The 22,513-nt window shown below is 68.1% G+C and carries 17 protein-coding genes and 1 tRNA gene; 5 read left to right on the top strand and 13 right to left on the bottom strand.

Going from position 1 to position 22,513, the window contains the following annotated elements:
- The first annotated feature begins 11 nt into the window (after positions 1-11).
- From JOD62_RS10955 to JOD62_RS10940, 4 genes are all read left to right on the top strand, one after another.
- Positions 12-2,597: a transglycosylase domain-containing protein gene (locus JOD62_RS10955; RefSeq protein ID WP_204939317.1), complete on the top strand. Its 2,586-nt coding sequence runs from the start codon at positions 12-14 to the stop codon at positions 2,595-2,597.
- The gene (locus tag JOD62_RS10950) at positions 2,594-3,529 is read left to right on the top strand and encodes a metallophosphoesterase (protein ID WP_204939316.1); all 936 of its coding nucleotides are present in this window, start codon (positions 2,594-2,596) and stop codon (positions 3,527-3,529) included. Before JOD62_RS10955 ends, JOD62_RS10950 begins: the two co-directional genes overlap by 4 nt.
- A gap of 51 nt (positions 3,530-3,580) precedes the next feature.
- A tRNA-Pro gene (locus JOD62_RS10945) sits at positions 3,581-3,654 on the top strand.
- Between the two features lie 97 nt (positions 3,655-3,751).
- On the top strand, positions 3,752-4,525 hold the full coding sequence (locus JOD62_RS10940) for an HAD-IIB family hydrolase (RefSeq protein WP_204939315.1): 774 nt from the start codon (positions 3,752-3,754) through the stop codon (positions 4,523-4,525).
- Positions 4,526-4,567: 42 nt separating this feature from the next.
- Here JOD62_RS10940 and JOD62_RS10935 read toward each other — a convergent pair whose 3' ends face one another.
- The 6 genes from JOD62_RS10935 to JOD62_RS10910 form a co-directional block, all read right to left on the bottom strand.
- A complete protein-coding gene (locus JOD62_RS10935; protein ID WP_204939314.1) occupies positions 4,568-5,209 on the bottom strand; it encodes a thymidine kinase in 642 nt (213 codons plus the stop codon).
- Between the two features lie 9 nt (positions 5,210-5,218).
- Positions 5,219-6,691 carry a malate:quinone oxidoreductase gene (locus JOD62_RS10930; protein WP_204939313.1) on the bottom strand — a complete coding sequence of 491 codons (1,473 nt, stop codon included), beginning with the start codon at positions 6,689-6,691 and terminating at the stop codon, positions 5,219-5,221.
- Positions 6,692-6,748: 57 nt separating this feature from the next.
- The gene (locus tag JOD62_RS10925; RefSeq protein WP_204939312.1) at positions 6,749-7,819 is read right to left on the bottom strand and encodes an aspartate-semialdehyde dehydrogenase; all 1,071 of its coding nucleotides are present in this window, start codon (positions 7,817-7,819) and stop codon (positions 6,749-6,751) included.
- A gap of 169 nt (positions 7,820-7,988) precedes the next feature.
- A complete protein-coding gene (locus JOD62_RS10920; RefSeq protein WP_204939311.1) occupies positions 7,989-9,275 on the bottom strand; it encodes an aspartate kinase in 1,287 nt (428 codons plus the stop codon).
- Positions 9,276-9,369: 94 nt separating this feature from the next.
- Positions 9,370-9,987 (bottom strand): response regulator, encoded by a 618-nt coding sequence (locus JOD62_RS10915; RefSeq protein WP_204939310.1) that lies wholly within the window; start codon positions 9,985-9,987, stop codon positions 9,370-9,372.
- Positions 9,984-11,189 (bottom strand): sensor histidine kinase, encoded by a 1,206-nt coding sequence (locus tag JOD62_RS10910; RefSeq protein ID WP_204939309.1) that lies wholly within the window; start codon positions 11,187-11,189, stop codon positions 9,984-9,986. The genes JOD62_RS10915 and JOD62_RS10910 overlap by 4 nt, the downstream gene beginning before the upstream one ends.
- Before the next feature lie 95 nt (positions 11,190-11,284).
- Between JOD62_RS10910 and JOD62_RS10905 the strand changes: the two genes are divergently transcribed.
- Positions 11,285-11,749, top strand: coding sequence for a DUF2871 domain-containing protein (locus tag JOD62_RS10905; RefSeq protein WP_204939308.1), 465 nt, complete (start codon positions 11,285-11,287; stop codon positions 11,747-11,749).
- A 6-nt stretch (positions 11,750-11,755) separates the two neighbouring features.
- Here the strand turns inward: JOD62_RS10905 and JOD62_RS10900 are convergent, their stop codons facing one another.
- From JOD62_RS10900 to pta, 7 genes are all read right to left on the bottom strand, one after another.
- Entirely contained in the window at positions 11,756-12,739 is a 984-nt protein-coding gene (locus JOD62_RS10900; RefSeq protein WP_204939307.1) for a DMT family transporter, read from the bottom strand.
- Positions 12,736-13,329, bottom strand: a complete 594-nt coding sequence (recR, locus tag JOD62_RS10895) for a recombination mediator RecR (protein ID WP_204939306.1) — start codon at positions 13,327-13,329, stop codon at positions 12,736-12,738. The genes JOD62_RS10900 and recR overlap by 4 nt, the downstream gene beginning before the upstream one ends.
- The gene (locus tag JOD62_RS10890; RefSeq protein WP_204939305.1) at positions 13,329-15,755 is read right to left on the bottom strand and encodes a DNA polymerase III subunit gamma and tau; all 2,427 of its coding nucleotides are present in this window, start codon (positions 15,753-15,755) and stop codon (positions 13,329-13,331) included. Before JOD62_RS10890 ends, recR begins: the two co-directional genes overlap by 1 nt.
- A gap of 75 nt (positions 15,756-15,830) precedes the next feature.
- On the bottom strand, positions 15,831-18,308 hold the full coding sequence (locus JOD62_RS10885) for a glycoside hydrolase family 65 protein (protein ID WP_204939304.1): 2,478 nt from the start codon (positions 18,306-18,308) through the stop codon (positions 15,831-15,833).
- A gap of 30 nt (positions 18,309-18,338) precedes the next feature.
- Positions 18,339-19,067 carry an HAD family hydrolase gene (locus JOD62_RS10880; RefSeq protein WP_271171513.1) on the bottom strand — a complete coding sequence of 243 codons (729 nt, stop codon included), beginning with the start codon at positions 19,065-19,067 and terminating at the stop codon, positions 18,339-18,341.
- Positions 19,068-19,177: 110 nt separating this feature from the next.
- Positions 19,178-20,392 carry an acetate/propionate family kinase gene (locus JOD62_RS10875; protein ID WP_204939302.1) on the bottom strand — a complete coding sequence of 405 codons (1,215 nt, stop codon included), beginning with the start codon at positions 20,390-20,392 and terminating at the stop codon, positions 19,178-19,180.
- A 2-nt stretch (positions 20,393-20,394) separates the two neighbouring features.
- Positions 20,395-22,503: a phosphate acetyltransferase gene (pta, locus tag JOD62_RS10870; protein WP_204939301.1), complete on the bottom strand. Its 2,109-nt coding sequence runs from the start codon at positions 22,501-22,503 to the stop codon at positions 20,395-20,397.
- Positions 22,504-22,513 lie beyond the last annotated feature (10 nt).

Genomic DNA, 22,513 nt, shown 5'->3' with positions numbered 1-22,513 from the left:
CGATCTAGCGTATGCCTCATTCCACCCGCACGGCTAAAGGTGTGCTCGGCGGCCTCGCCGGACTCGTCGGCCTGAGCGTCGTCGCCGGCGTGCTCGTCACAGCCACGGTGACCCCTGCAATCGCTGTCACCGGCGCGACCGCTTCGAATGCGATCGGGCTGTTCGAAGCGCTTCCCTCGAACCTCGAGGTCGACCGGCCCATGGAGCCGACGACGATCTACTACTACACCGCCGACGGTGTCCCCGTGCAGCTGGCGCGTTTCTACGACCAGAACCGCGTGCCGGTCACCTATGACGGCGTCGCCCAGGTGATGTATGACGCGATCCTGTCGAGTGAAGACAAGAACTTCTACAAGCACGGTGGCGTCGATCTGCTCGGCACGACCAAAGCCCTCATCGACAACCTTCGCGGTACATCGACGCGCGGTGGCTCCTCCATCAGTCAGCAGTATGTGAAGAACGTGCTGCTGCAGGAGTGTGAGCGTGGCGTCAGCCTGCAGGACGAGGAGCGCACCGAGAAGCTGGAGCAGTGCTGGCTGGAGGCCTCTGCCTCGGTCGGCCCCAAGGGCATCCAGCGCAAGCTGCAGGAGATGCGTTTCGCGCTGCAGATCGAGAAAGAGTACTCGAAGAACGACATCCTTCTCGGCTACCTGAACCTTGCCAACTTCGGCGGCACGACCTACGGCATCGAGGCCGCTGCCCAGCGCTACTTCAGTGTGAGCGCCGCGAACCTCTCGATCAGCCAGGCGGCGATCCTCGCGGGCATGGTGCAGAACCCGAACTCGTACCGCATCGATCAGCCGACCGGCTCGATGTACGACAGCGAGACCGACAGCTGGTACAACTCCGCCGACGACGGCTACGCCGAGACGCTGACCCGTCGTAACTACGTGCTCGAGCGCCTGCTGATCGACGGGAAGATCAGCCAGGAGCAGTACGACGCCTCGTACGCCGAGCCGATCACTCCCGTGCTCTCCTCCCCGCCCTCGGGCTGCGGCGATGCCGGACGCAACGCGTACTTCTGCCAGTACGTCAAGACGACCCTCGAGAACGACCCGGCCTTCGGCGCAACCGAGGAAGAGCGTCGAGACAACCTGCTGCGTGGCGGCCTCGACATCTACACCTCGTTGAGCCCGTCGATCCAGCAGGCCGGTATCGACGTCATGGACAACTCGTTCGCGGCCTCGATCGAGGGCATGGACTTCGGCGCCGCGGGTGTCACGATCGAAGCGAGCACCGGTCGCATCCTCGGCATGGTGCAGAACACCGTCTTCAGCGAAGAGGAAGCCCTGGCGACCACTCCCGGTTACTCCTCGCTCGTTTACGCCGCTGACTATGACCACGGTGGCTCGATCGGCTTCCCTGTCGGATCGACGTACAAGCTCTTCACGCTGCTGGACTGGCTCGAGAAGGGCAAGTCGCTCAACGAGCGCCTCGACGGCAAGAACCGCCGCTTCACGAAAATGAGCTGTGATGGCAGCCCCGTTCCGTTCACGTCCGATGTCGCCAACGCCGGTCGTGTCGGCGGCTACAACGGCACCCCGATGCAGTTCACGGCCGGATCGCTCAACAGTGGCTACTTCGCGATGGCGGAGAAGCTGAACCTCTGCGACATCAACCGCGTCGCCGACCGCATGGGCGTGCACCTCGGCAACATGGGCAAGGTCACCGATGAGAACGTGCCGTTCAACGTGCTCGGCGACAAGGCGATCGCGCCTCTCGAGATGGCCTCGGCATACGCCACGGTGGCGAACAAGGGCATCACCTGCACGCCGCGCGCGATCGACCGCGTGATTGGACCGGACGGCACCGACATCCCTGTTCCCCCGCCCTCGTGCACCCAGACGATCTCCCCCGAGGTCGCCGCGACCGCGGCCTATGCCCTCGAAGGCGTCATGAGCGGCGACGGCACTGGCACCGCATCACGCACCGGCGATGGTGTCCCGCTCATCGGTAAGACGGGTACGCACAACGACGAGCAGACGATGATGATCACGTCGAGCACCTATGCCACGACGGCGGTATGGGTCGGTCAGGCGAACGGCTTCCTCGACCTCTGGGACTTCTATTCCTACGGCAACAACCTGCTGAACCTGCGCCATGAGCTCACCCCCGCGATGCAGCGCGCCGCGAACGACATCTACGGTGGCGACGCCTTCCCCGGCCCGGCGCAGAAGCTTCTCGTGCGCCCGATGGTCGACCTGCCCGACGTCGTCGGAATGTCACAGGCCGACGCGGTCAAGCGGCTGGAAGATGCCGGCTTCGAAGTGGAGGTCACCGACCCCTACGCCAGCGACATCGCTGCCGGCGTCATCGCACTGCAGTCTCCTGGCCCCGGCCAGGTCTACGGCGGCTCGACGGTCTACATCTCGCCCAGCAGCGGCAAGGGTGCGACGGTTCCGAATGTCGCGGGTGAGAAGCCCGCAGACGCGGTCGCGAAGCTCCAGGCGGCGGGATTCAGCAGCGTGTCCCTCGGCACCTGCAGCCCCGGCAGCGGAGGTCCGGACGGCTCGGTGACAAGCTCGAACCCGCCCGCTGGAACGATGACGGCGAAGAGCACGCCCATCGTGCTCAACTACAAGAAGCAGACCTGTTGACCACGAACAGAGCTGCCCACCCGGCCCTCATCGCGCTCGGCGCGGTGGGGGCCGCTGGCGCGGCGGCCGCGATCTGGGGCATCGGCATCGAACGCTACCTTTTCACTGTGCGCGAGGTGACGGCGGCGGCCCTTCCCCGCGGCAGCGCACCACTGCGAATCCTGCACATCTCCGATGTGCACATGGCCCCCTGGCAGCACCGCAAGCAGCAGTGGCTCTCCTCTCTCGCCGCACTGCGGCCCGACCTGATCATCAACACAGGTGACAACATCGGTCATGTCGAAGGGCTCGCGGGCATCCGCAGGGCGTTCGCGCCGTTCGCCGGCATCCCCGGCGTCTTCGTGCACGGATCCAACGATCTGCATGCGCCGAGTCCTCGCAACCCGCTGAACTACTTCCGTGGCCCGTCGAAGAAGCACCGCAGCGCCGAGCCGCTGGACTCGTCTGCGATGGACCAGTTCTTCACCGACGGCCTAGGTTGGCACGACCTCAACAACGACGCCACCAGTGTCACGCTCGGCGGCCTGCGCGTGGACCTCTTCGGTGTGAGCGATCCGCACCGTGGCTGGGACGAGTTGGGGGTCCTCCCCGACCGCATCGCCGCACTCGGCGCGCATACCGACGAGACGGTCGTGCTGGGCGTCAGCCACGCGCCCTACCAGCGCGTGCTGAACGAATTCGTGAACCTCGGTGCCGACGCGATCTTCGCAGGACACACGCACGGCGGCCAGGTGTGCCTGCCCGGCTTCGGGGCGATCGTCGCGAACTGCGACATCCCGTTGAAGCAGGCGAAGGGCCTGAGCACCTGGGAACACCACGGCATCCGCGTTCCGCTCAACGTCAGCGCGGGCTGCGGCCACTCGATCTACGCCCCCGTGCGGTTCGCCTGCCGCCCGGAGGCGACACTGCTGACCCTCACCGCGCGCGGGTGACACGCCGATTGGGTGCTGTGCGACTTTCGCTATAGACTTGAACGGTTGTCGCGGGATGTGGCGCAGCTTGGTAGCGCGCTTCGTTCGGGACGAAGAGGTCGCAGGTTCAAATCCTGTCATCCCGACAACAGAGAGGGACCCACTTCGGTGCGGTCCCTCTCTCCATATCCGGGCGACCTCCGGACGGTCGCCCCGCATCGCCGCGCACTACGCTGGAGGATCATGACGACGCCGCGCCTGGTCGCCTTCGACCTCGACGACACCCTCGCCCCCTCGAAGAGCCCGATCGACGACCGCATCGCACGACAGCTGCTCGCACTCGCTGAGACCGTCGAGGTCGCGATCATCTCCGGCGGCAACGAGGAGCAGTTTCGCAGTCAGGTGATCTCCCGGCTCGGCGACGCGGATGCGACGCTCTTGGCGCGCATCCACCTCATGCCCACCTGCGGCACCCGGTACCTGCACCACGACGGTGTGGAGTTCGCACTCGTCTACGCCCATGACCTCTCCGCGGCGCAAAAGACAGCGGCCCTCACCGCGCTGGAAGAGGAAGCGCAGCGCCTCGACATCTGGGAGACCGAGACTTGGGGCCCGATCCTCGAAGACCGCGGCTCGCAGATCACATTCTCGGCTCTCGGGCAACGTGCGCCCCACGACGCGAAGAAGGCCTGGGACCCGGATGGGTCGAAGCGCATCGCGCTGCGCGACGCCGTCGCACCCCGTGTGCCCGACCTCGAGGTGCGCGCCGGCGGCTCCACGTCGATCGACATCACCCGCGCGGGTATCGACAAGGCCTACGGCATGGCTGAGCTCGTCGCCCGCACAGGCATCCCCCTCGCCGACATGCTCTTCTACGGTGACCGACTCGACGAAGGCGGCAACGATTACCCCGTCAAAGCCATGGGAGTGCCCTCTGTGGCCGTCGAAGGCTGGCAAGACACCGCGGACCACCTCGACGCGCTGCTGCTCGCTCTGCGCGCGTCTGAGGCCGTCTGAGGCCCATCGGCGCACTACTTGCACCGCGGAGTGGACGCCGCCTCAGCCCAGGCGCCCGCCGGACTCCGCGAGATAGCAGTTGCCGCAGAGTGACTCGTAGGTGACGATGTGCTCGTCTCCGCCGCCGTCGATGGCGACCTGATCACCGTCGAAGACGAAGCGGTCGTCGATCCGGCGGCCGTTGAAGACCGCCTTGCGTCCGCAGCGGCAGATCGTCTTGAGCTCCTCCAGGGAGTGCGCGATCGCCAGCAGCCGGGCGGAGCCCGGGAAGGCGTGGGTCAGGAAGTCGTTGCGGATGCCGTAGGCCATGACCGGGATGCCGTCGACGACGGCGATGCGGAACAGGTCGTCGATCTGCTCGGCGGAGAGGAACTGCGCCTCGTCGACGAGCAGGCAGGCGATGTCGCGGGGGTTCCCGGGAAGCAGCGCATCCGCCTCCTCCTGCTGGGCGCACAGGCGCTGCTGCTGGAACAGCTCCTGCACGGATGCGCCCGGCGCGATGAGGAAGTCCACCTCACGCGTCATCCCGAGCCGGCTCTCGATCTGACCGGCACCCTTGGTGTCGATCTCCGGCTTCGCCAGCAGCACCCGCTGCCCGCGTTCTTCGTAGTTGTACGCGGCCTGCAGGAGCGCCGTGGACTTGCCGGAGTTCATCGCCCCGTAGCGGAAGTAGAGCTTCGCCACGGCGCCGAGCTACTCCGAGATCCCGAGAACGCCTGCCGTCGCCGCCATCGACGCCTGCGCAGCCGCAGGATCGGTGTTCAGCTTCGTGCCGTAGGTCGGGATGAGCTCCTCGATCGCCGACTCCCAGCCCTTGTACTGCTCAGGGAAGCAGCGCTGAAGCACGTCGAGCATGATCGGCACGGCCGTCGACGCTCCAGGGGACGCGCCGAGAAGACCGGCGATCGTGCCGTCCTTCGCGGTGATGACCTCGGTGCCGAACTGGAGGACGCCGCCCTTCTTCGCGTCCTTCTTCATGACCTGCGCGCGCTGGCCGGCCTGGATGAGCGTCCAGTCCTCGTCCTTCGCGGTCGGCATGAAGGTGCGCAGGCTGTCGACCTTCTTGTGGTGGTTCTTCATCAGCTCGCCGACGAGGTACGTGATGAGATCCGGGTTCGCGAAGGCCACGCGCAGCATGGGCCACAGGTTGTGCGGACGCACCTGGGTGACGATGTCGAGCAGCGAACCCTGCTTGAGGAACTTGGGGCTGAAGGTCGCGAACGGGCCGAACAGGAGCGACGATTCGCCGTCGACGACGCGCGCGTCGAGGTGCGGCACCGACATGGGCGGTGCGCCGACGGATGCCTGCGAGTAGACCTTCGCCTTGTGCTGCGCGACGATCTTCGGGTTCGTGGTCTTCAGGAACTGCCCGCCGATGGGGAAGACGCCGTAGCCCTTGATCTCGGGGATCCCCGAGCGCTGCAGCATCTTGAGCGCCCAGCCGCCCGCTCCGACGAACACGAAACGGGCCTTGATCTCGCCCGGCGTGCTGCCGATCGTGTCGCGGTACTTCAGACGCCAGGTGCCGTCCTTCTGCTGCTTCAGCGAGCGGACTTCACGGTTCTTGTAGACCGTCGTGCCGTTCTTCTGCAGGTGGTCGAAGAGCTGGTGCGTGAGCGCGCCGAAGTCGACATCGGTGCCGGCGGGCACGCGGGTCGCGGCGAACTTCTTGCCCTTGAGGCGCTTCTGCATGAGCAGCGGCGCCCACTGGTTGATCACGCGGGAGTCTTCGCTGTACTCGATGCCCGCGAACAGGGGCTGCTTCTTGAGCACCTCGTAGCGGCGACGCAGGTAGTCGACGTCTTTCTCGCCCTGCACGAAGGTCATGTGCGGGGTGGCGTTGATGAACGTCGAAGGCTCGTCGAGAACACCGCGCTCGACCAGCGTCGACCACAGCTGACGGCTCAGCTGGAACTGCTCGTTGATGCCAACGGCCTTCGCGGGGTCGATGTCGTCGCCCCCGGTGTCGGGCATGTAGTTGAGCTCGCAGAGGGCCGCGTGGCCCGTGCCTGCGTTGTTCCAGGGGTTCGAGCTCTCCTGCGCGACATCGGAGAGTCGCTCGAAGGCGACGATCTTCCAGTCGGGCTGGAGTTCGTGCAGAAGGGTACCCAGGGTGGCGCTCATGATGCCACCACCGATGAGGACGACGTCGACGGTTTCAGTCACCTGAACAGTCTAGTTCGCCTCCCGGTGGCCGCAGACCACCACCCCAGGCCCCTCAATTCAGGATGCGACGGCGATGCGCTCGGCGACGAGCTCGGCCACCTGGACGGCGTTGAGCGCTGCACCCTTGCGGAGGTTGTCGTTGCTGATGAACAGGACGAGGCCCTTGTTCTCGGGCGCCGACTGATCCTGGCGGATGCGCCCGACGAAGCTGGGGTTCTTGCCTGCGGCGTGCAGCGGGGTCGGGACCTCACGCAGCTCGACTCCCGGCGCGGCCGCGAGGACCTCGCGCGCACGGTCGGGGGTGATGTCGTTCGCGAACTCCGCGTGGATGGAGAGCGAGTGGCCCGTGAAGACAGGAACGCGCACGCAGGTGCCTGCGACACGAAGGTCGGGCAGGCCCAGGATCTTGCGGCTCTCGTTGCGGAGCTTCTTCTCTTCGTCGGTCTCGTTCTCGCCGTCGTCGACGACCGAGCCCGCCTGCGGGATCACATCGAAGGCGATGGGAGCGACGTAGTTGTTCGGCGCGGGGAACTCGACCGATTCACCGTCGTGCACGAGTCGCAGAGTGTCGCCCTGCTCCAGTACCGCCTGCACCTGGCCGAGAAGCTCTTCTGCGCCGGAGATGCCCGAACCGCTCACGGCCTGGTAGGTGCTGACGATGAGGCGCTCGACGCCGGCCTCGGCGTGGAGCGCCTTGATGACGGGCATCGCCGCCATGGTGGTGCAGTTCGGGTTGGCGATGATGCCCTTGGGGGCGTCGTCGATCGCCTCGGGGTTGACCTCGCTGACGACGAGCGGAACCTCGGGGTGCATGCGCCATGCGCTGGAGTTGTCGACCACGACCGCGCCTGCGGCGGCGAAGCGCTCGGCGTAGGCACGGCTGGCCGTCGCACCGGCCGAGAACAGCGCGATGTCGATGCCCGAGGCATCCGCGGTCTCGACGTCCTCGACGATGACGGAGACACCGGCGTAGTCGATCTCGGAACCGGCAGAGCGCGCGGAGGCGAACAGGCGCAGCTCGCGAATCGGGAAGGACCGCTCTGCGAGAATCTGGCGCATGACGGTGCCAACCTGGCCGGTGGCGCCGACGATGGCGACGGAGAGTCCAGAGTCAGAGATGCGGGTCATTGGGGTTCCTTGGCTTCAAACTCCCGCGGAAGCGGGAGACGTGCGAGGCGCAAGGCACGGCGGCCGGGTGCGGATGCCGCGCCTGTCGCCGATGTCAGGGTTTCCGTGAGTCTAGCGGCTCACGAGAGGGGCGGGATGCTTCGCGTCGAAGGCGCCTCTCCCCGGCGGATCAGCGGCCGGTGCCGGCGGCGACGATCGCCTCGACGTCGCCGTCGAGACCGTAGGCGGTGTGCACGACGCGTGCGGCGTGAGCGAGATCGTCACCGCGCAGCACGACCGAGATGCGGATCTCAGACGTGGAGATCATCTCGATGTTGATGCCGGTCGAGCTCAGCGCCTCGAAGAGGGTCGCAGAGACACCCGAGTGGGTGCGCATGCCCGCACCGACGACCGACAGCTTGCCGATCTGGTCGTCGTGCAGCAGTCCCTCGAAGCCGACCTCCTCCTGCTCGGCGGACAGTGCGCGCAGCGCAGCGGCGGCATCCGACTTCGGCAGGGTGAAGGAGATGTCGGTGCGTGCGGTGCCGGCGGCCGACACGTTCTGCACGATCATGTCGACGTTCGCGCCCGACTTCGACACGATCTTGAAGATCTCGGCGGCCTTGCCCGGAACATCCGGAACGCCTGTGACCGTGACCTTGGCCTGGCTGAGGTCGGTCGCGACTCCGGCGACGATCGGCTCTTCCATGTCTTCTCCCTCGGATTCGCGGGGGGACTTCTGCCCCTCGCCCAGAACGTAGGTGCCCTCGTTCGACGAGAACGTCGAACGAGCGTGAATGAGGACGCCATGACGGCGTGCGTACTCGACCGCGCGGATGTAGAGGACCTTCGCGCCGTTGGCCGCGAGCTCGAGCATCTCTTCTGCGCCGATCGAGCCCAGCTTGTGTGCAAGAGGCACGACGCGCGGGTCGGCCGTGAAGATGCCGTCGACGTCGCTGTAGATCTCGCAGACATCCGCCTCGAGCGCGGCGGCGAGCGCGACGGCGGTCGTGTCGGAACCGCCGCGGCCCAGGGTCGTGATGTCTTGCGTGTCGTCGTTGAGTCCCTGGAATCCGGCGACGATGACGATGGCTCCCTCGTCGAGCGCCTCGCGCAGACGGGTCGGGGTCACCTCGACGATGCGCGCCGCACCGTGTCGGCTGTCGGTGCGCATTCCGGCCTGAGGGCCGGTGAAGGAGCGCGCGTCGAAGCCCATGGAGTGGATCGCCATGGCCAGCAGCGCCATCGAGATGCGCTCTCCGCTGGAGAGCAGCATGTCGAGTTCGCGCGGCGCGGGGATCGGGGCGACCTCGGCCGCGAGGTCGAGCAGCTCGTCGGTCGTGTCGCCCATGGCGCTCACGGCGACGACGACGTCATGACCGGCACGACGGGTGTCGACGATGCGCTTGGCGACGCGCTTGATGCCTTCTGCGTCGGCGACGGACGAGCCGCCGTACTTCTGCACGATGAGAGCCACGAAACACTCCTGGGGGATGGTGGGCGATACAGCCCCTCACATTCTAGAAGCGGGCCGTATGCCGAAACGGACATGTGACGGGGCCGCGGCCTACTCAGAGCAGGCCGCGTCGCCGCGCCTCGCTCACGGCGCCCGTGCGACTGTCGACTCCGAGCTTCTGCAGCAGGTGCACCACATGGGTCTTGACCGTTGCTTCGGTGATGAACAGCGTGGCCGCGATCTCCTTGTTGCTCGCGCCCGCGGCGACCTGGCCGAGCACCTCGAGCTCTCGCGCGGTGAGGGCGACGCGCGGAGCACGGAGCGCGGCGAGAAGTCGCTGGTCTCCCTCCGGAGTGAAGACCAGTCCGCCCGCGGCCGCATCGCGGATCGCTCGCGCGATCGTGTCGGTGTCGACGTCTTTGAGCAGGTATCCTGCGGCACCGGCTTCCAGCGCGCGCACGATCTGCGCGTCGTGGTCGAACGTCGTGAGGATCAGCACGGCGGGCGGATCCGGCAGCGCGCGCAGCGCCGCGGTCGCAGCGACCCCGTCGATCCCCTCCCCCAGGCGCAGATCGCACAGCACGACATCAGGACGGAGCTCGGATGCCGCGGCGATCCCCTCCTCGCCCGTCGCGGCCTCGCCCGCGACCGTGAAGCCGCGCCCTTCGACGACAGCGCGCAATCCGGCGCGCACGATGGGGTGGTCGTCGATGAGGAGGAGGCGGATGCTCATGCGTCGCCCCCTTCACCGAATGAGTCGGCACCCGGAAGGGGGATGCGCACCCGAAGCCGCGTGCCTTCGCCCAGCGCGCTCTGCACGTGCAGCTCACCGCCGTGCTCCCGCACTCGGGCGCGCATCGCTGCGAGGCCGTAGGACGTGCGCTCTGCACGCGGCTGCTCGCCGGCGTCGGGATCGAAGCCCGCGCCGTCGTCGACGACGTCAAGCCCGACGCTTCCCTCACTCTCGTGAAGGCGGACGGCGACGGTGCTCGCCGCCGCGTGCTGGCGCACATTCGCCAGCGCCGACTGAGCAACGCGAAGAAGGGTGACCTCGACCGCCGTGGGCAGAGCCCGCGGTGGCAGGTCGACCTCGAGACTCGTCTGGATACCGCTGTGGACGTGTGCCTCCGCGAGCATCCGCTCCAGGGCCCCGGCGAGGGCAGAGCCCTCCAGCTCCGTCGGGTCGAGAGCCGCGACAATGCGGCGCAGCTCGGTCAGCGATTTCTGTGCCAGAGCATCGATCTGCGGCAGCCGCGCGATCTCGCCCGTGCGCGCGAGGAGGGAGATCGAGCTGAGCTCCTGCGCGATCGTGTCGTGCAGGTCGCGCGCGAGACGAGTGCGCTCGCGGCTCGCGCCGGCCTCGCGCTGCGTCCGCAGAAGCTCATCCTGCAGCTCCGCCGTCTCGTCCTGCGCGCGCACCAGAGAGGCGATGAGGCGTTCGCGTTCCGCCGCGTCGCGCAGCAGCGTGTCGTAGCCGAGCGAGATCGCGAGTGCGAAGCCGCCGCCGACGACCGGGCCGACGATGTGCGCGAACGACGTCTGGCCGTGGTGCAGGAGCGGCGCCATGATCGCCGCGGCGAGCACGAGGATCGCGAACACCACCGACCACCCGGCGCGCAGTACGTGCCCCGCCAGCAGCAGGAGAGGGAACGCCAGCCAGACGTACTCGGCGGAGATCGCGAGCAGCCCCGCCCACAGAGCAGCGAGAGCGAACAGCCACCAGCGGGCCACGGCGCCCTGCAGTAGCGCGGCACCTGTGGCGTACCAGCCGAGGAAGAGTGCTGCGGCGATCGAGGCGACGACGATCTCGGCACCCGCATCGATCGCACGGATCGTGCCGACGAACGCCAGCACGACGGTGATCACATGCAGCGCGAATCGGGCGCCACGGAGCATCCGCTGTCGTGCCGAACCCAGCGAGGCGTGCGCGTCCATGTTCTCATCCTCGCGCGTCGCCGCGATCGCTGCCACGTACGGAGATCGATCCTTCGATGGATGTCGCATCTCCGCGATGCGCGGAGGCTCGAGGTATGACGGAAAACACTGCCACCCATCACCGCACACTGCGCATCCTGCTCGGGGCGACCGCTGTCTATGCCGTGCTCGGCCTCGCCGCGGGGCTGTTCTACCGTGAATTCACGAAGGCGAACGGGTACCCGGAGGGTTTCGCCGGCCAGCTCGGTCTCGCGCACACGCACATCCTGACTCTCGGCATGCTCGTGCTGCTGATCGTGCTGGTCCTGGAGAAAGTCTTCCGCCTGTCGACGAGTCGTCTGCTGCGCTGGTTCTTCTGGATCTACAACTTCGGCGTCGTGCTCACGACGGGGCTGCTCGTGTGGCACGGCATCCTGCAGGTGAAGGGCCTGGAGGGCTCCGGGATGATCTCGGGGATCGCCGGCCTCGGGCACATCCTGATCGGCGCCGGTTTCGTGCTGCTTCTGCTGAACCTCAACGTGGCGCTGCGCCGCGATGCCCGCGCGACCGTCGCGAGCTGAGCGGGCCTACTCCGTGTCGGCGCGCTGCGTCGGCGCGGACGGCTCGGCCTCGGCGCACTCCGCGATCGCACTCGTATCGGTGGGCACGGCCTCCGAGGCGACCGGGCGCAGTCGCCCGCCAGTTCCGGCGAACCAGCACCCGAGGATGATGAGCGGGAAACCGATGAGGAGTCCTGGTGTGAGCGGCTCCGCGAGGATCAACGCACCCAGGACGATCGCGACGACCGGGTTGACGTACGTGAACAGCGGCGCACGCACAGGCCCCACTTCGCGGATGAGAGCGAAGAACGCCAGGAATGCGACGGCCGTGCACAGCACGCCGAGGATGACGAGGGCGACCGTCGATTCGAGCGTCGGCGGTGCCGACGGAACGACGAGCGCGATCGGCAGGTACAGGAGCCCGATCGCGAGGAGCGAGAGCGTGATCGTGCCGAGCGAGGGCACGGACGACAGCTTGCGCGCGACGATGAAGGGCGCGATCGCGTAGAGGACCGCAACCAGCAGCACCTCGCCGATCGCGAGAAGGTCGAGCTGACCGTGGCCGAACAGGCTGGGGCCGGCGACGACGATCCCCACTCCCACGATGCCGACGAAGAGGCCGATGATGCGCGCGGGGCGCAGCACTCCCCTGTCTCCGCCCAGCAGAGCGATGACCGCGGCGACGAGCGGCACGGTTGCCACCAGAAGACCTGTGAGCCCCGAAGGCAGCGTCTGCTCTGCGTGTCCCAGCAGGAGGAAAGGCCCCGCCATCTCGACAAGACCGAAGGCGAGCACCCACGGCCAGAGCTTCCATGCGGCTTTGAGCGCACCGCTGCGGATCGCGAATGGCAGCAGCAGCAGGGCGGCGATGAGGGTGCGTCCGGCCACGACGGCCGGCGGCGAGTACGTTTCGACGGCGATGCTGATGAACAGGTACGGGACGCCCCAGATCAGCGCCATCGCGGCGAACAGCAGCCACCCGCGGCGGGTGAAGCCACCGCTCTGGTTCACAGGACGCGCCGGCCTTCGAAGGCGCGACCGAGGGTGACCTCGTCGGCGTACTCGAGATCGCCGCCGACCGGCAGACCGGAGGCGAGCCGCGAGACCGTGATCTGCATCGTCGTGAGCAGACGGCTGAGGTAGCTCGCGGTCGCCTCGCCCTCGAGGTTCGGGTTCGTGGCGATGATGACCTCTTGCACGGTGCCGTCGGCGAGACGCGTCATGAGCTGCGTGATGCGCAGATCGTCAGGACCGACGCCCGCGATCGGACTGATCGCACCGCCGAGCACGTGATAGAGCCCACGGAACTCGCGCGTGCGCTCGATCGCCGAGACGTCCTTCGCGTCTTCGACGACGCAGATGAGTGCCGGGTTGCGACGGGGATCGCGGCAGATCGCGCAGCGTTCCTGCTCGGCGACGTTGCCGCAGATCTCGCAGAAGCGCACGCGTTCACGGATCTCGCCGAGGAGTTCGGCGAGACGTGCGACATCGAAGCTCGGCGTCTGCAGGATGTGGAAGGTGATCCGCTGCGCGGATTTCGGGCCGATGCCCGGCAGACGACCGAACTCGTCGATCAGCTCTTGAACGATGCCGTCGTACATCAGTTGAACCTCGTCGGGGGATCAAAGGGCTCTTCGCGCACGAAGGACGCCCCGAGCACCTGCCGGACGACCGCTTCGCCGTAGCGCTGCACCCCGCCGCCGATGGGTCGGGATGTCACCGTGGGACGAGACGCCAGCCCGGCCGCATCACGCGGCGCAGCGGGCGCGGATGCCGGCGCGTGGTCAGGCGCAACGGAAGAGCTCTGCGCCCCGACGCTCTGGCGCGGGGCGTGCTCTGCGGGCGGTCCTGGATCGTACGGCGGCTCGTCCTCGGGCGGAGGGGGCATGTCGTCGTAGTCGCTCGAGGGCTCGTACCAACCGGAGGCGGGCATCGTGTCGGCATCGGACTGTGCGTCGCGGGCCGGTGCGGTGACGGGCTGCGTCTCCCTGGCCGGCGCGGGGATCGACTGCGGCTCGCGGACCGGCGCGGGCGCCGCCACGTTCGAAGCCGGAACCGCGGGCGACGTCGAGGCTGTGGGCGCCGCGGACTCCGCCCCGGGCGCCTCAGCAGCTGCACTCTCGCCGCGCGGAATCGACGCGACCACCCATTCCGTCACGGGGGCGGCGTTGTCGGACACGCTGCGTGCCGGACCGTTCGACGGACGCTGCGCGGGAGCGGGTCGGCTCGTTCCCTCGGCACCGGCTGGCGGTAGCGGTGCGGGCTTGAACTTGACGCGCACACCGAGCTCGTCGGAGATGGCGGTGCGCAGGTGGTCGGAAGGTCCCTCGCCGGGTGTCGCACCGCGGAAGCGCCCGACGTCTGACTGTGACGGGAAGCCGACGGTGAGCACCTCGCTGGCGGTGTCGAAGCCGAGCGGCTGCACAGCCGTGACGACGATCCACGATGAACTGCTGATCGCCTGCAGACGAGTCAGGATTCCTGGCCAGGCGCCGCGGACACGATCGAAATCCACCGGCCCTGAGGCGTCGGGGGCCGGAGCAGGCGTTGTCGAGGCAGACTCCGGCGCGGGCAACTCGGGCGCGTCGGCCGCAGGCCCGGACGGGTCCGGAGCAGGAGCCGCAGACGCAGAACTCTCGGACGCGGAGCTCTCGGATGCGGGGGCCTCCGGCGCGGATGCGGAAACCTGATCGGGAGCGGTGGCGGGCGCCTCCGCAGGCGACGACGCGGCGGGGACCTCCGGCACCGGCGGAGCCGCAGAGGCTGGCGGCACCACGGGGACCTCGGATGCCCGCGGCGCGGTTGCGGGGGCAGCAGCAGCTGCCGAAGCCGTGCGTCCCGAACCGACGGTGGCCATCGCGGCGGCCCGGGCGTCGCGCAATGCGTCTGCGCTCTGCACAGGAGATGCCTGGCTCGCGGGTTCATCCTGCGCGCCGGCGAGCACACGCGCGACGAGCAGTTCGAGGTGCAGGCGCGGCGAGGTCGCGCCGGTCATGTCGTCGAGCGCGGTGCTCACGAGGTCGGCCGTGCGCGAGAGCCGCGACGCCCCGAAGAGCGCCGCCTGATCGCGCATCTTGGCGAGATCGTCTTCCGAAACGCCGCGGAGCACGGCGGATGCGCCGTCGCCCACCGCGGCGATCACGATGAGGTCGCGCAGCCGTTCGAGCAGGTCGTCGACGAAGCGCCGAGGATCTTGCCCGGTCTGCACGACGCGGTCCACCGCGGGGAATGCGATGGTGGCGTCGTTCGAGGCGAGAGCATCGACGATCTCATCGAGGAGGGCACCGTGCGTGTAGCCGAGCAGAGCGACCGCGCGGGCGTAGCCGACCGAGTCACCCTCGGATCCCGCGATCAACTGGTCGAGCAGCGACAGGGTGTCACGAGGCGAGCCGCCACCGGCGCGCACCACGAGCGGCAGAACCCCGGGTTCGACCGAGACGCCCTCTTCTCGGCACAGCTTCTCGACGTACTCGAGCATCGCCGCCGGGGGAACCAGCCGGAACGGGTAGTGATGCGTACGCGAGCGGATCGTGCCAAGCACCTTGTCGGGCTCGGTCGTCGCGAAGATGAACTTGACGTGCGCGGGCGGCTCTTCGACGAGCTTGAGCAGGGCGTTGAACCCCTGCGGTGTGACCATGTGCGCCTCATCGAGAATGAAGATCTTGAAGCGGTCACGGCTCGGCGCGAAGGTCGCACGTTCGCGCAGATCACGCGCGTCATCGACGCCGTTGTGGCTGGCCGCGTCGATCTCGACGACGTCGAGCGACCCGCCTCCGGCACGCGACAGCTCGACACAGCTCGGGCAGACGCCGCACGGGGTGTCGGTCGGCCCTTCTGCGCAGTTCAGGCAACGCGCGAGAATACGAGCCGACGTGGTCTTGCCGCATCCGCGCGGACCGGAGAACAGGTACGCGTGCCCCACGCGATCGCTGCGCAGCGCCGTCATGAGCGGATCGGTGACCTGAGACTGCCCGATCATCTCGGCGAAGTTCTCGGGCCGGTATCGACGGTAAAGGGCTGTGGTCACCCGCTAAGCCTACGGCGTGCCCCGGACATCCGCTCCGCCGGACGCATACCCGCCCCGGCGGAGCGACCGGCGCCCCTAGAACTCCCCCAGAATCGGCAGCGACGTCGTGGTCACCGGCACCGAGGCCGACATGAGAGTCCCGTCGTCGCGGCGCGCATGGGCGAAGTCCGCGATCCGCGGACGCCCCGGGATCAACGGGCCCTGATGCGACAGCGGCACCTCGACGGGGGCTCCCACGGCAGCCGTGTGTGCGACACCGCGTACCGTGAACTCGACGGCATCCCCCTCGATCACCTCGACGCGAATCTGCGCGCGCGTGATGCTCACGGCCAGCTGCGAGCCCCGCCACTGCAACGGGAACGCCAGTTCCGGCCAGTCCGCAGGGAGGCGCGGGTCGAAGCTGAGCTCACCGCGGTGGTCGCGCATACCGCCGAACCCGCTCACGAGGGCCGTCCACACGCCACCCGCCGACGCGACGTGCACACCGTCGGCGGCATTGTGATGAAGGTCCCCGAGATCGACGAACAGCGATTCCTCGAAGTACGTCCTCGCCAGATCCTGGTACCCGACCTCGGCCGCGAGGATCGACTGCACGACCGCCGACAGTGTCGAGTCGCCGGTGGTCAGCGGGTCGTAGTACTCGAAGTCGGCGAGCTTCTCCGCCTCGGTGAAGTGGTTGCCCTGGAGGAACAGCGCAAGCACGACATCCGCCTGCTTGAGCACCTGGAAGCGGTAGATCACGAGCGGGTGGTAGTGCAGCAGCAGAGGCCGCTTCTCCGGCGGAGTGCTCTCCAGATCCCACACCTCGCGCTCGAGGAAGAGCGCATCCTGCGGGTGGATGCCGAGAGCGGGACTGAACGGGATGTACATCGCCTCGGCAGCGCGCTCCCATCCGTCTGCCTCATCCTCGCCCAGAGAGAGACGCTCCACCATGGCGGCGTAGTCCTCCGGGCACTCCTCCTGCAGCTCAGTCACCACGCGGGCCGCGAAACGCAGGTTGTACCGCGCCATCACGTTCGTGAAGAGATTGTCGTTGACGACCGTCGTGTACTCGTCGGGGCCGGTGACGCCGTGGATGTGGAACGTCTCCACTCCCCCGCCGGCGCGCCAGAAGCCCAGGGTCGCCCACATCCGCGCGGTCTCGACGGCGATGTCGACGCCCTCGCGACGCATGAACTCCTCATCGCCCGTCGCGCGCACATATTTGCCGAGAGCAAAGCTGACGTCGGCGTTGATGTGGTACTGCGCGGTGCCCGCGGCGTAGTACGCGGATGCCTCCTCGCCGTTGATCGTGCGCCAGGGGAACAGTGCGCCCGCCTCGTTCAGCATCGCGGCGCGACGGCGCGCGGCGGGAAGCATGAGCACCCGCGCACGCAGCGCGTTGCGCGCCCACAGCGGCGATGTGTACGACAGAAACGGCAGCACGTAGATCTCGGTATCCCAGAAGTAGTGCCCGCTGTAGCCCGAACCGGAGACGCCCTTCGCGGAGACGCCTGCCCCGTCCGCACGCGCCGCGGCCTGCGCGAGCTGGAGCAGACACCAGCGCGTCGCCTGCTGCAGATCGTCGTGTCCGACGATGCGCACGTCCGAGCGCTCCCAGAACGCCTCCAGCCAGTCGATCTGCGCCTCGAACTGTGCGTCGATGCCCTCGACGAGCACGCGGTCGAGGCTGCGCCGGGCGCGGTCGACGAGTTCGCGCGCGGGGGCGCCGCGCGACGAGTGATAGCTCACGAGCTTGGTGAGCTGGATGGGCACACCGGCCTTCGCCTGCACGCGGAACACGTTCTTCGCGATGTCGGGCTCGACGAGTCGCCGCGCCGAGTAGTCGTTGTCGGTGACCATGACGTGGTCGGCGACGACGGCGAGTGTCATCCCGGACTCCGTCGTGCGGAAGGACAGCGCCGAGCGCAGGTCGGACTGCCAGTACTCGACCGGCTGCAGCACCCGTTCGGCGATGCGCTCGGTGCGTCGCGGGTCGAACCCGGCCGCGGGCCCCGGAGCTCCGCCGTAGACGTCTTCGCCATCCTGACGGTTGATGATCTGCGAGCTGATCGTGACCGGGGCATCCGCGTTCTCGACCGTGATCTCAAGCCGCAGCACCGCGAGGTGCCGCTCACTGAACGACACGAAGCGCTCATCGCGCATCCGCACCCGCTTGCCGGAGGGCGTGACCCACAGCACATCGCGGCTCAGCACACCGGTGCGGAAGTCGAGGATCCGCGAGTACTCGCGCACATCGGCCTCGTCAAAGGAAAGCGGCTCGTCATCGACGTAGACGCGCATCACCTTGGCGTCCGGGGCGTTAACGATCGTCTGGCCGACCTCCGCGAATCCGAACGCCTGCTCGGCGTGCCGGATCGGCCAGGTCTCGTGGAAGCCATTGATGAAGGTGCCGTGCTCGTGCGCGGCGCGCCCCTCGATGTGGTTGCCCCGGAGGCCCAGATAGCCGTTTCCGACGGTGAACAGCGTCTCGGCGACGCCGGACTTCTCAGCGGGGTAGCGCGTCTCGATGAGGCGCCACGGGTCGACGGGAAACAGGTCGCGGTCGAACATCAGACTCCAGAAATGGTCGGTGCGGGCGGGTCAGTGCAGCAGGTCGGCGAGGTCGGTGATCACGACGGATGCTCCGGATTCGCGCAGGGCGGATGCTCCGGCGCCGCGGTCGACACCGATCACAAGTCCGTAGCCGGCGGCCGCGGCGGACGCGACGCCGGAGGTGGCGTCCTCGATGGCCACGGCCTCCGCGGCAGGCACGCCGAGGCGTTCGGCGGCGACGCGGAACACATCGGGTGCGGGCTTGGAGGCGAGATGCTCGCGCTCGGCGACGAGACCGTCGACGACGAGCGGGAAGTACTCGGTGAGTCCGGCCGCCGCGAGAACCTCCGCGGCGTTCTTCGAGCTCGACACGACCGCGAGCGCAACCCCGACCGCGTGCAGCTGCTGGACGAGTGCGAGCGACCCCGGATAGGGAGCGATCCCGTCCCGCCGCAGGGCCGCGGTGAAGGCGGCGTTCTTGCGGTTTCCGATGCCGCAGATCGTGTCGGCGGACGGCGGGTCGTCGATCTGCCCCCAGGGAACCTCGACGTTGCGGCTGTGCAGCAGGCTGGCGACCCCGTCGTAGCGCTTCTTGCCGTCAACGTAGGCGAAGTAGTCGTCATCCGTATAGGGCGGGGTGATCGCCCACTGGGCGAAGACGTCGTCGAACACGGACTGCCAGGCGCGCATGTGCACCTCGGCGGTGGGGGTCAGGACCCCGTCGAGATCGAAGAGCACGCCACGGGCGCTGCGGATATCGGGCAGAAGATCAGACACGCGGGCCTCCCGGAGGGTTCGAGTGGTCGGCACCTCTGCGTGCCATGGTGCCAGCGTAGTACGCAGAACCGGGATGCCCCTGGGCGGATGCTGCGCCATGGCGCCCAGGTTCAGACGAGCGAGTACGTCTGCCGGGCGATCTCCAGCTCCTCGTCGGTCGGAACGACGAGGACCTCGACGGTGGACGCGTCGGAGGATATCCGGCGTGTGCCCCGCTCCGATGAGGCGTTGCGCTCCGGATCGACCTCGACGCCGAGGAATCCGAGGGTCGCGAGTGCTTCCGCGCGTACACGGACCGCGTTCTCGCCGACGCCCGCGGTGAACGCGATGACATCCACTCCCCCAAGCTGGACCAGGTACGCGCCGAGGTAGGCCCGCAGCCGGTGCACGTACACGTCGAAGGCGAGCTGTGCGGTCTCGTCGCCGGTCTCCAGCCCCTGCAGGATGTCGCGCATGTCGGCGTGTCCGGTCAGCCCCTTGAGCCCGCTGCGTGTGTTCAGCAGGACATCGAGGTCGTCGATCGTATAGCCCGCCGTGCGGGCGAGATGCAGAAGAGCCGCGGGGTCGAGATCACCCGAGCGCGTGCCCATGACGAGTCCCTCGAGAGGCGTGAGTCCCATCGAGGTGTCGACCGAGCGACCGCCGTCGATCGCCGTGACCGAGGCGCCGTTTCCGAGGTGGAAGACGATCTGGCGCAGGTCCGCGATGTCGCGGCCGAGGAACTCCGCGGCCGCCGCGGAGACATGCTGGTGGCTCGTGCCGTGGAAGCCGTAGCGGCGCACCCGGTGCTCAGAGGCGAGTTGCGCATCGATCGCGTACGTGTACGCCGCCGGTGGGAGCGTCTGGTGGAAGGCCGTGTCGAACACCGTGACGTGCGGCACGGTGTCGAAGATCGCCCGGGCCGCGATGATGCCCGCCAGGTTCGCCGGGTTGTGCAGGGGTGCGAGCACTGCGAGTTCACCGATCTCGTGCTCGACGCGCTCATCGACGAGCGTGGGGGCGAAGAAGCGGGCGCCGCCGTGGACGACGCGGTGACCGACGCCGACCGGAGCATGCGTCTCCAGCGAGGGGCCGTGCGCATCGAACTGCTCCAGCATCACACCGAATGCCTCGGCATGATCGGCGATCGGGCGGTCGCTCTTCACCGTCTGTTCGACGGCGTGCCCCGTCGCATCCGCGGAGACCAGCGTGCTGTGCGAGACCTGTCCCTTGGCACCGCCGATGCGCTCGATCAGTCCGTGACCGATCTCGGTCTCGGAGGTCATGTCGTACAGGCTGTACTTCAGAGACGAGGAGCCGCTGTTGATGACGAGAATGTGGCTCACGCTCAGGCCTCCTGCGCCTGGATCGCCGTGATGGCGACGGTGTTGACGATGTCCTCGACGAGCGCTCCGCGCGAGAGGTCGTTGATCGGCTTGTTGAGGCCCTGCAGCACGGGCCCGATCGCGAGTGCACCGGCCGAGCGCTGCACGGCCTTGTACGTGTTGTTGCCGGTGTTGAGGTCAGGGAAGACGAAGACCGTCGCACGGCCTGCCACAGCGGAGTCCGGAAGCTTCGCTCGCGCCACGGCGACATCCGCCGCGGCGTCGTACTGGATGGGGCCCTCGACGAGCAGCTCGGGGCTGCGCTCCCGTACGAGCGCGGTCGCCGCACGCACCTTGTCGACGTCGGCGCCGGATCCGGACTCGCCCGTCGAGTACGACAGCATCGCGACGCGCGGATCGATGCCGAACTGCTTCGCCGTCGCGGCTGAGGAGATCGCGATGTCGGCGAGCTGCTCGCTGGTCGGATCGGGGATCACCGCGCAGTCGCCGTAGACGAGCACCCGGTCGGCGAGCGCCATGAGGAAGACGCTGGAGACGACGTTGACACCGGGCTTCGTCTTGATGATCTCGAAGGAGGGGCGGATGGTGTGCGCCGTCGTGTGTGCGGCACCGGAGACCATGCCGTCGGCGAGACCCAGGTGCACCATCATCGTGCCGAAGTACGACACGTCGGTCACGGTGTCGGCCGCCTGCGCGAGCGTGATGCCCTTGTGCGCCCGCAGGCGCGCGTACTCGGCGGCGAAGCGCTCGACGAGAACTGGGTCGGTGGGACTGAGGATCTGCGCCGCGGAGAGATCGATGCCGAGCTCCGTCGCGCGGGAGCGGATCTCGGTGTCGTCGCCCAGGATCGTGAGGTCGGCGACGTTGCGAGCGAGCAGGGTCGCCGCGGCGCGCAGGATGCGGTCGTCTCCTCCCTCGGGCAGGACGATGCGCTTGCGATCCTGGCGAGCGCGCTCGATGAGGTCGTACTCGAACATGAGGGGGGTCACGACGCTCGCCTCGGCAAGACCGACCTGCGTGGTCAGTTCGGGCACGTCGACGTGCGCCTGGAAGAGCGCGAGGGCGCGGTCGTAGCGAGCGCGGGAATCTGCGGCGAGGCGTCCGCGGGCGGACATGACGCGGATCGCGGTGTCGAACGTGCCGAGATCCGTCGCGATGATGGGCACGGTCGAGGAGAGCCCGTCGAGCAGGCGCGTGATGGGCTCCGGCAGCTCGAAGGGGCCGTTGAGGATGACGCCGACGACACGTGGGAAGGTTCCGGACGCGTCGGCGAGCAGGGTCGCGAGCAGCACCTCGGTGCGGTCGGCCGGAATCACGACGACCGAGTCCTCGGTGAGACGCGGCAGCACATTGACCATCGACATCCCGGCCACCACGACGCTCAGCGCCTCGCGCGTCAGCAGCTCCTGGTCGCCCTTGATCAGACGCCCGTCGACGGCGGCGAGGATCCCCCGCACCGACGGCGCCACGAGCGTGCGATCCTCCGGGATGACCCAGACGGGGGTCTCGGTGCTCTGCGCGGCGTGCACCGCATGCACGATGTCGTCGAGGCGCTCGGGATCGGCGCGGTTGACGATCACGGCGAACAGCTCTGCGCGTTCGGCGGTGAGCTCGGCGAGGCTGAGGGATGCGCTCTGTCCGACCTGCGCGGCCGTGCGCGCGGTGGTCGTGCCGAGCTGCTCCGCCTGCCGCTGCTGATCACGTCCGCTGAGCACGAGCAGGACAGGGGCGCCGAGATTCGCCGCGATACGGGCGTTGAATCCGAACTCGGCGGGGCTGGCGACATCGGTGTAGTCGCTGCCGACGATCACGACGGCGTCGCACTGCGCCTCGATCGCCTTGAAGCGCGCGACGATCGTCGCGAGCGCATGTTCGGGATGATCGCGCACGTCATCGTAGGTGACGCCGATGCACTCGTCGTACTCCAGGGGCACCCCGTCGTGGGCGAGCAGCAGCTCGAGGACGTGGTCGCGCTCTTCGGTCGAACGCGCGATGGGCCGGAACACGCCGACGCGCGGCGTCGCGCGCATCAGGGCGTCGAGCACTCCCAGAGCGATCGTCGATTTGCCGGTATGACCCTCAGCAGAGGTGATGTAGATGCTCTGTGCCACCCCTCCAGCT

The organism is Microbacterium keratanolyticum (assembly GCF_016907255.1).
Classification (GTDB): Bacteria; Actinomycetota; Actinomycetes; order Actinomycetales; family Microbacteriaceae; genus Microbacterium; species Microbacterium keratanolyticum.
Note: the sequence above shows the minus strand (reverse complement) of the source record. Positions and strands in the feature narration are given on the sequence as shown.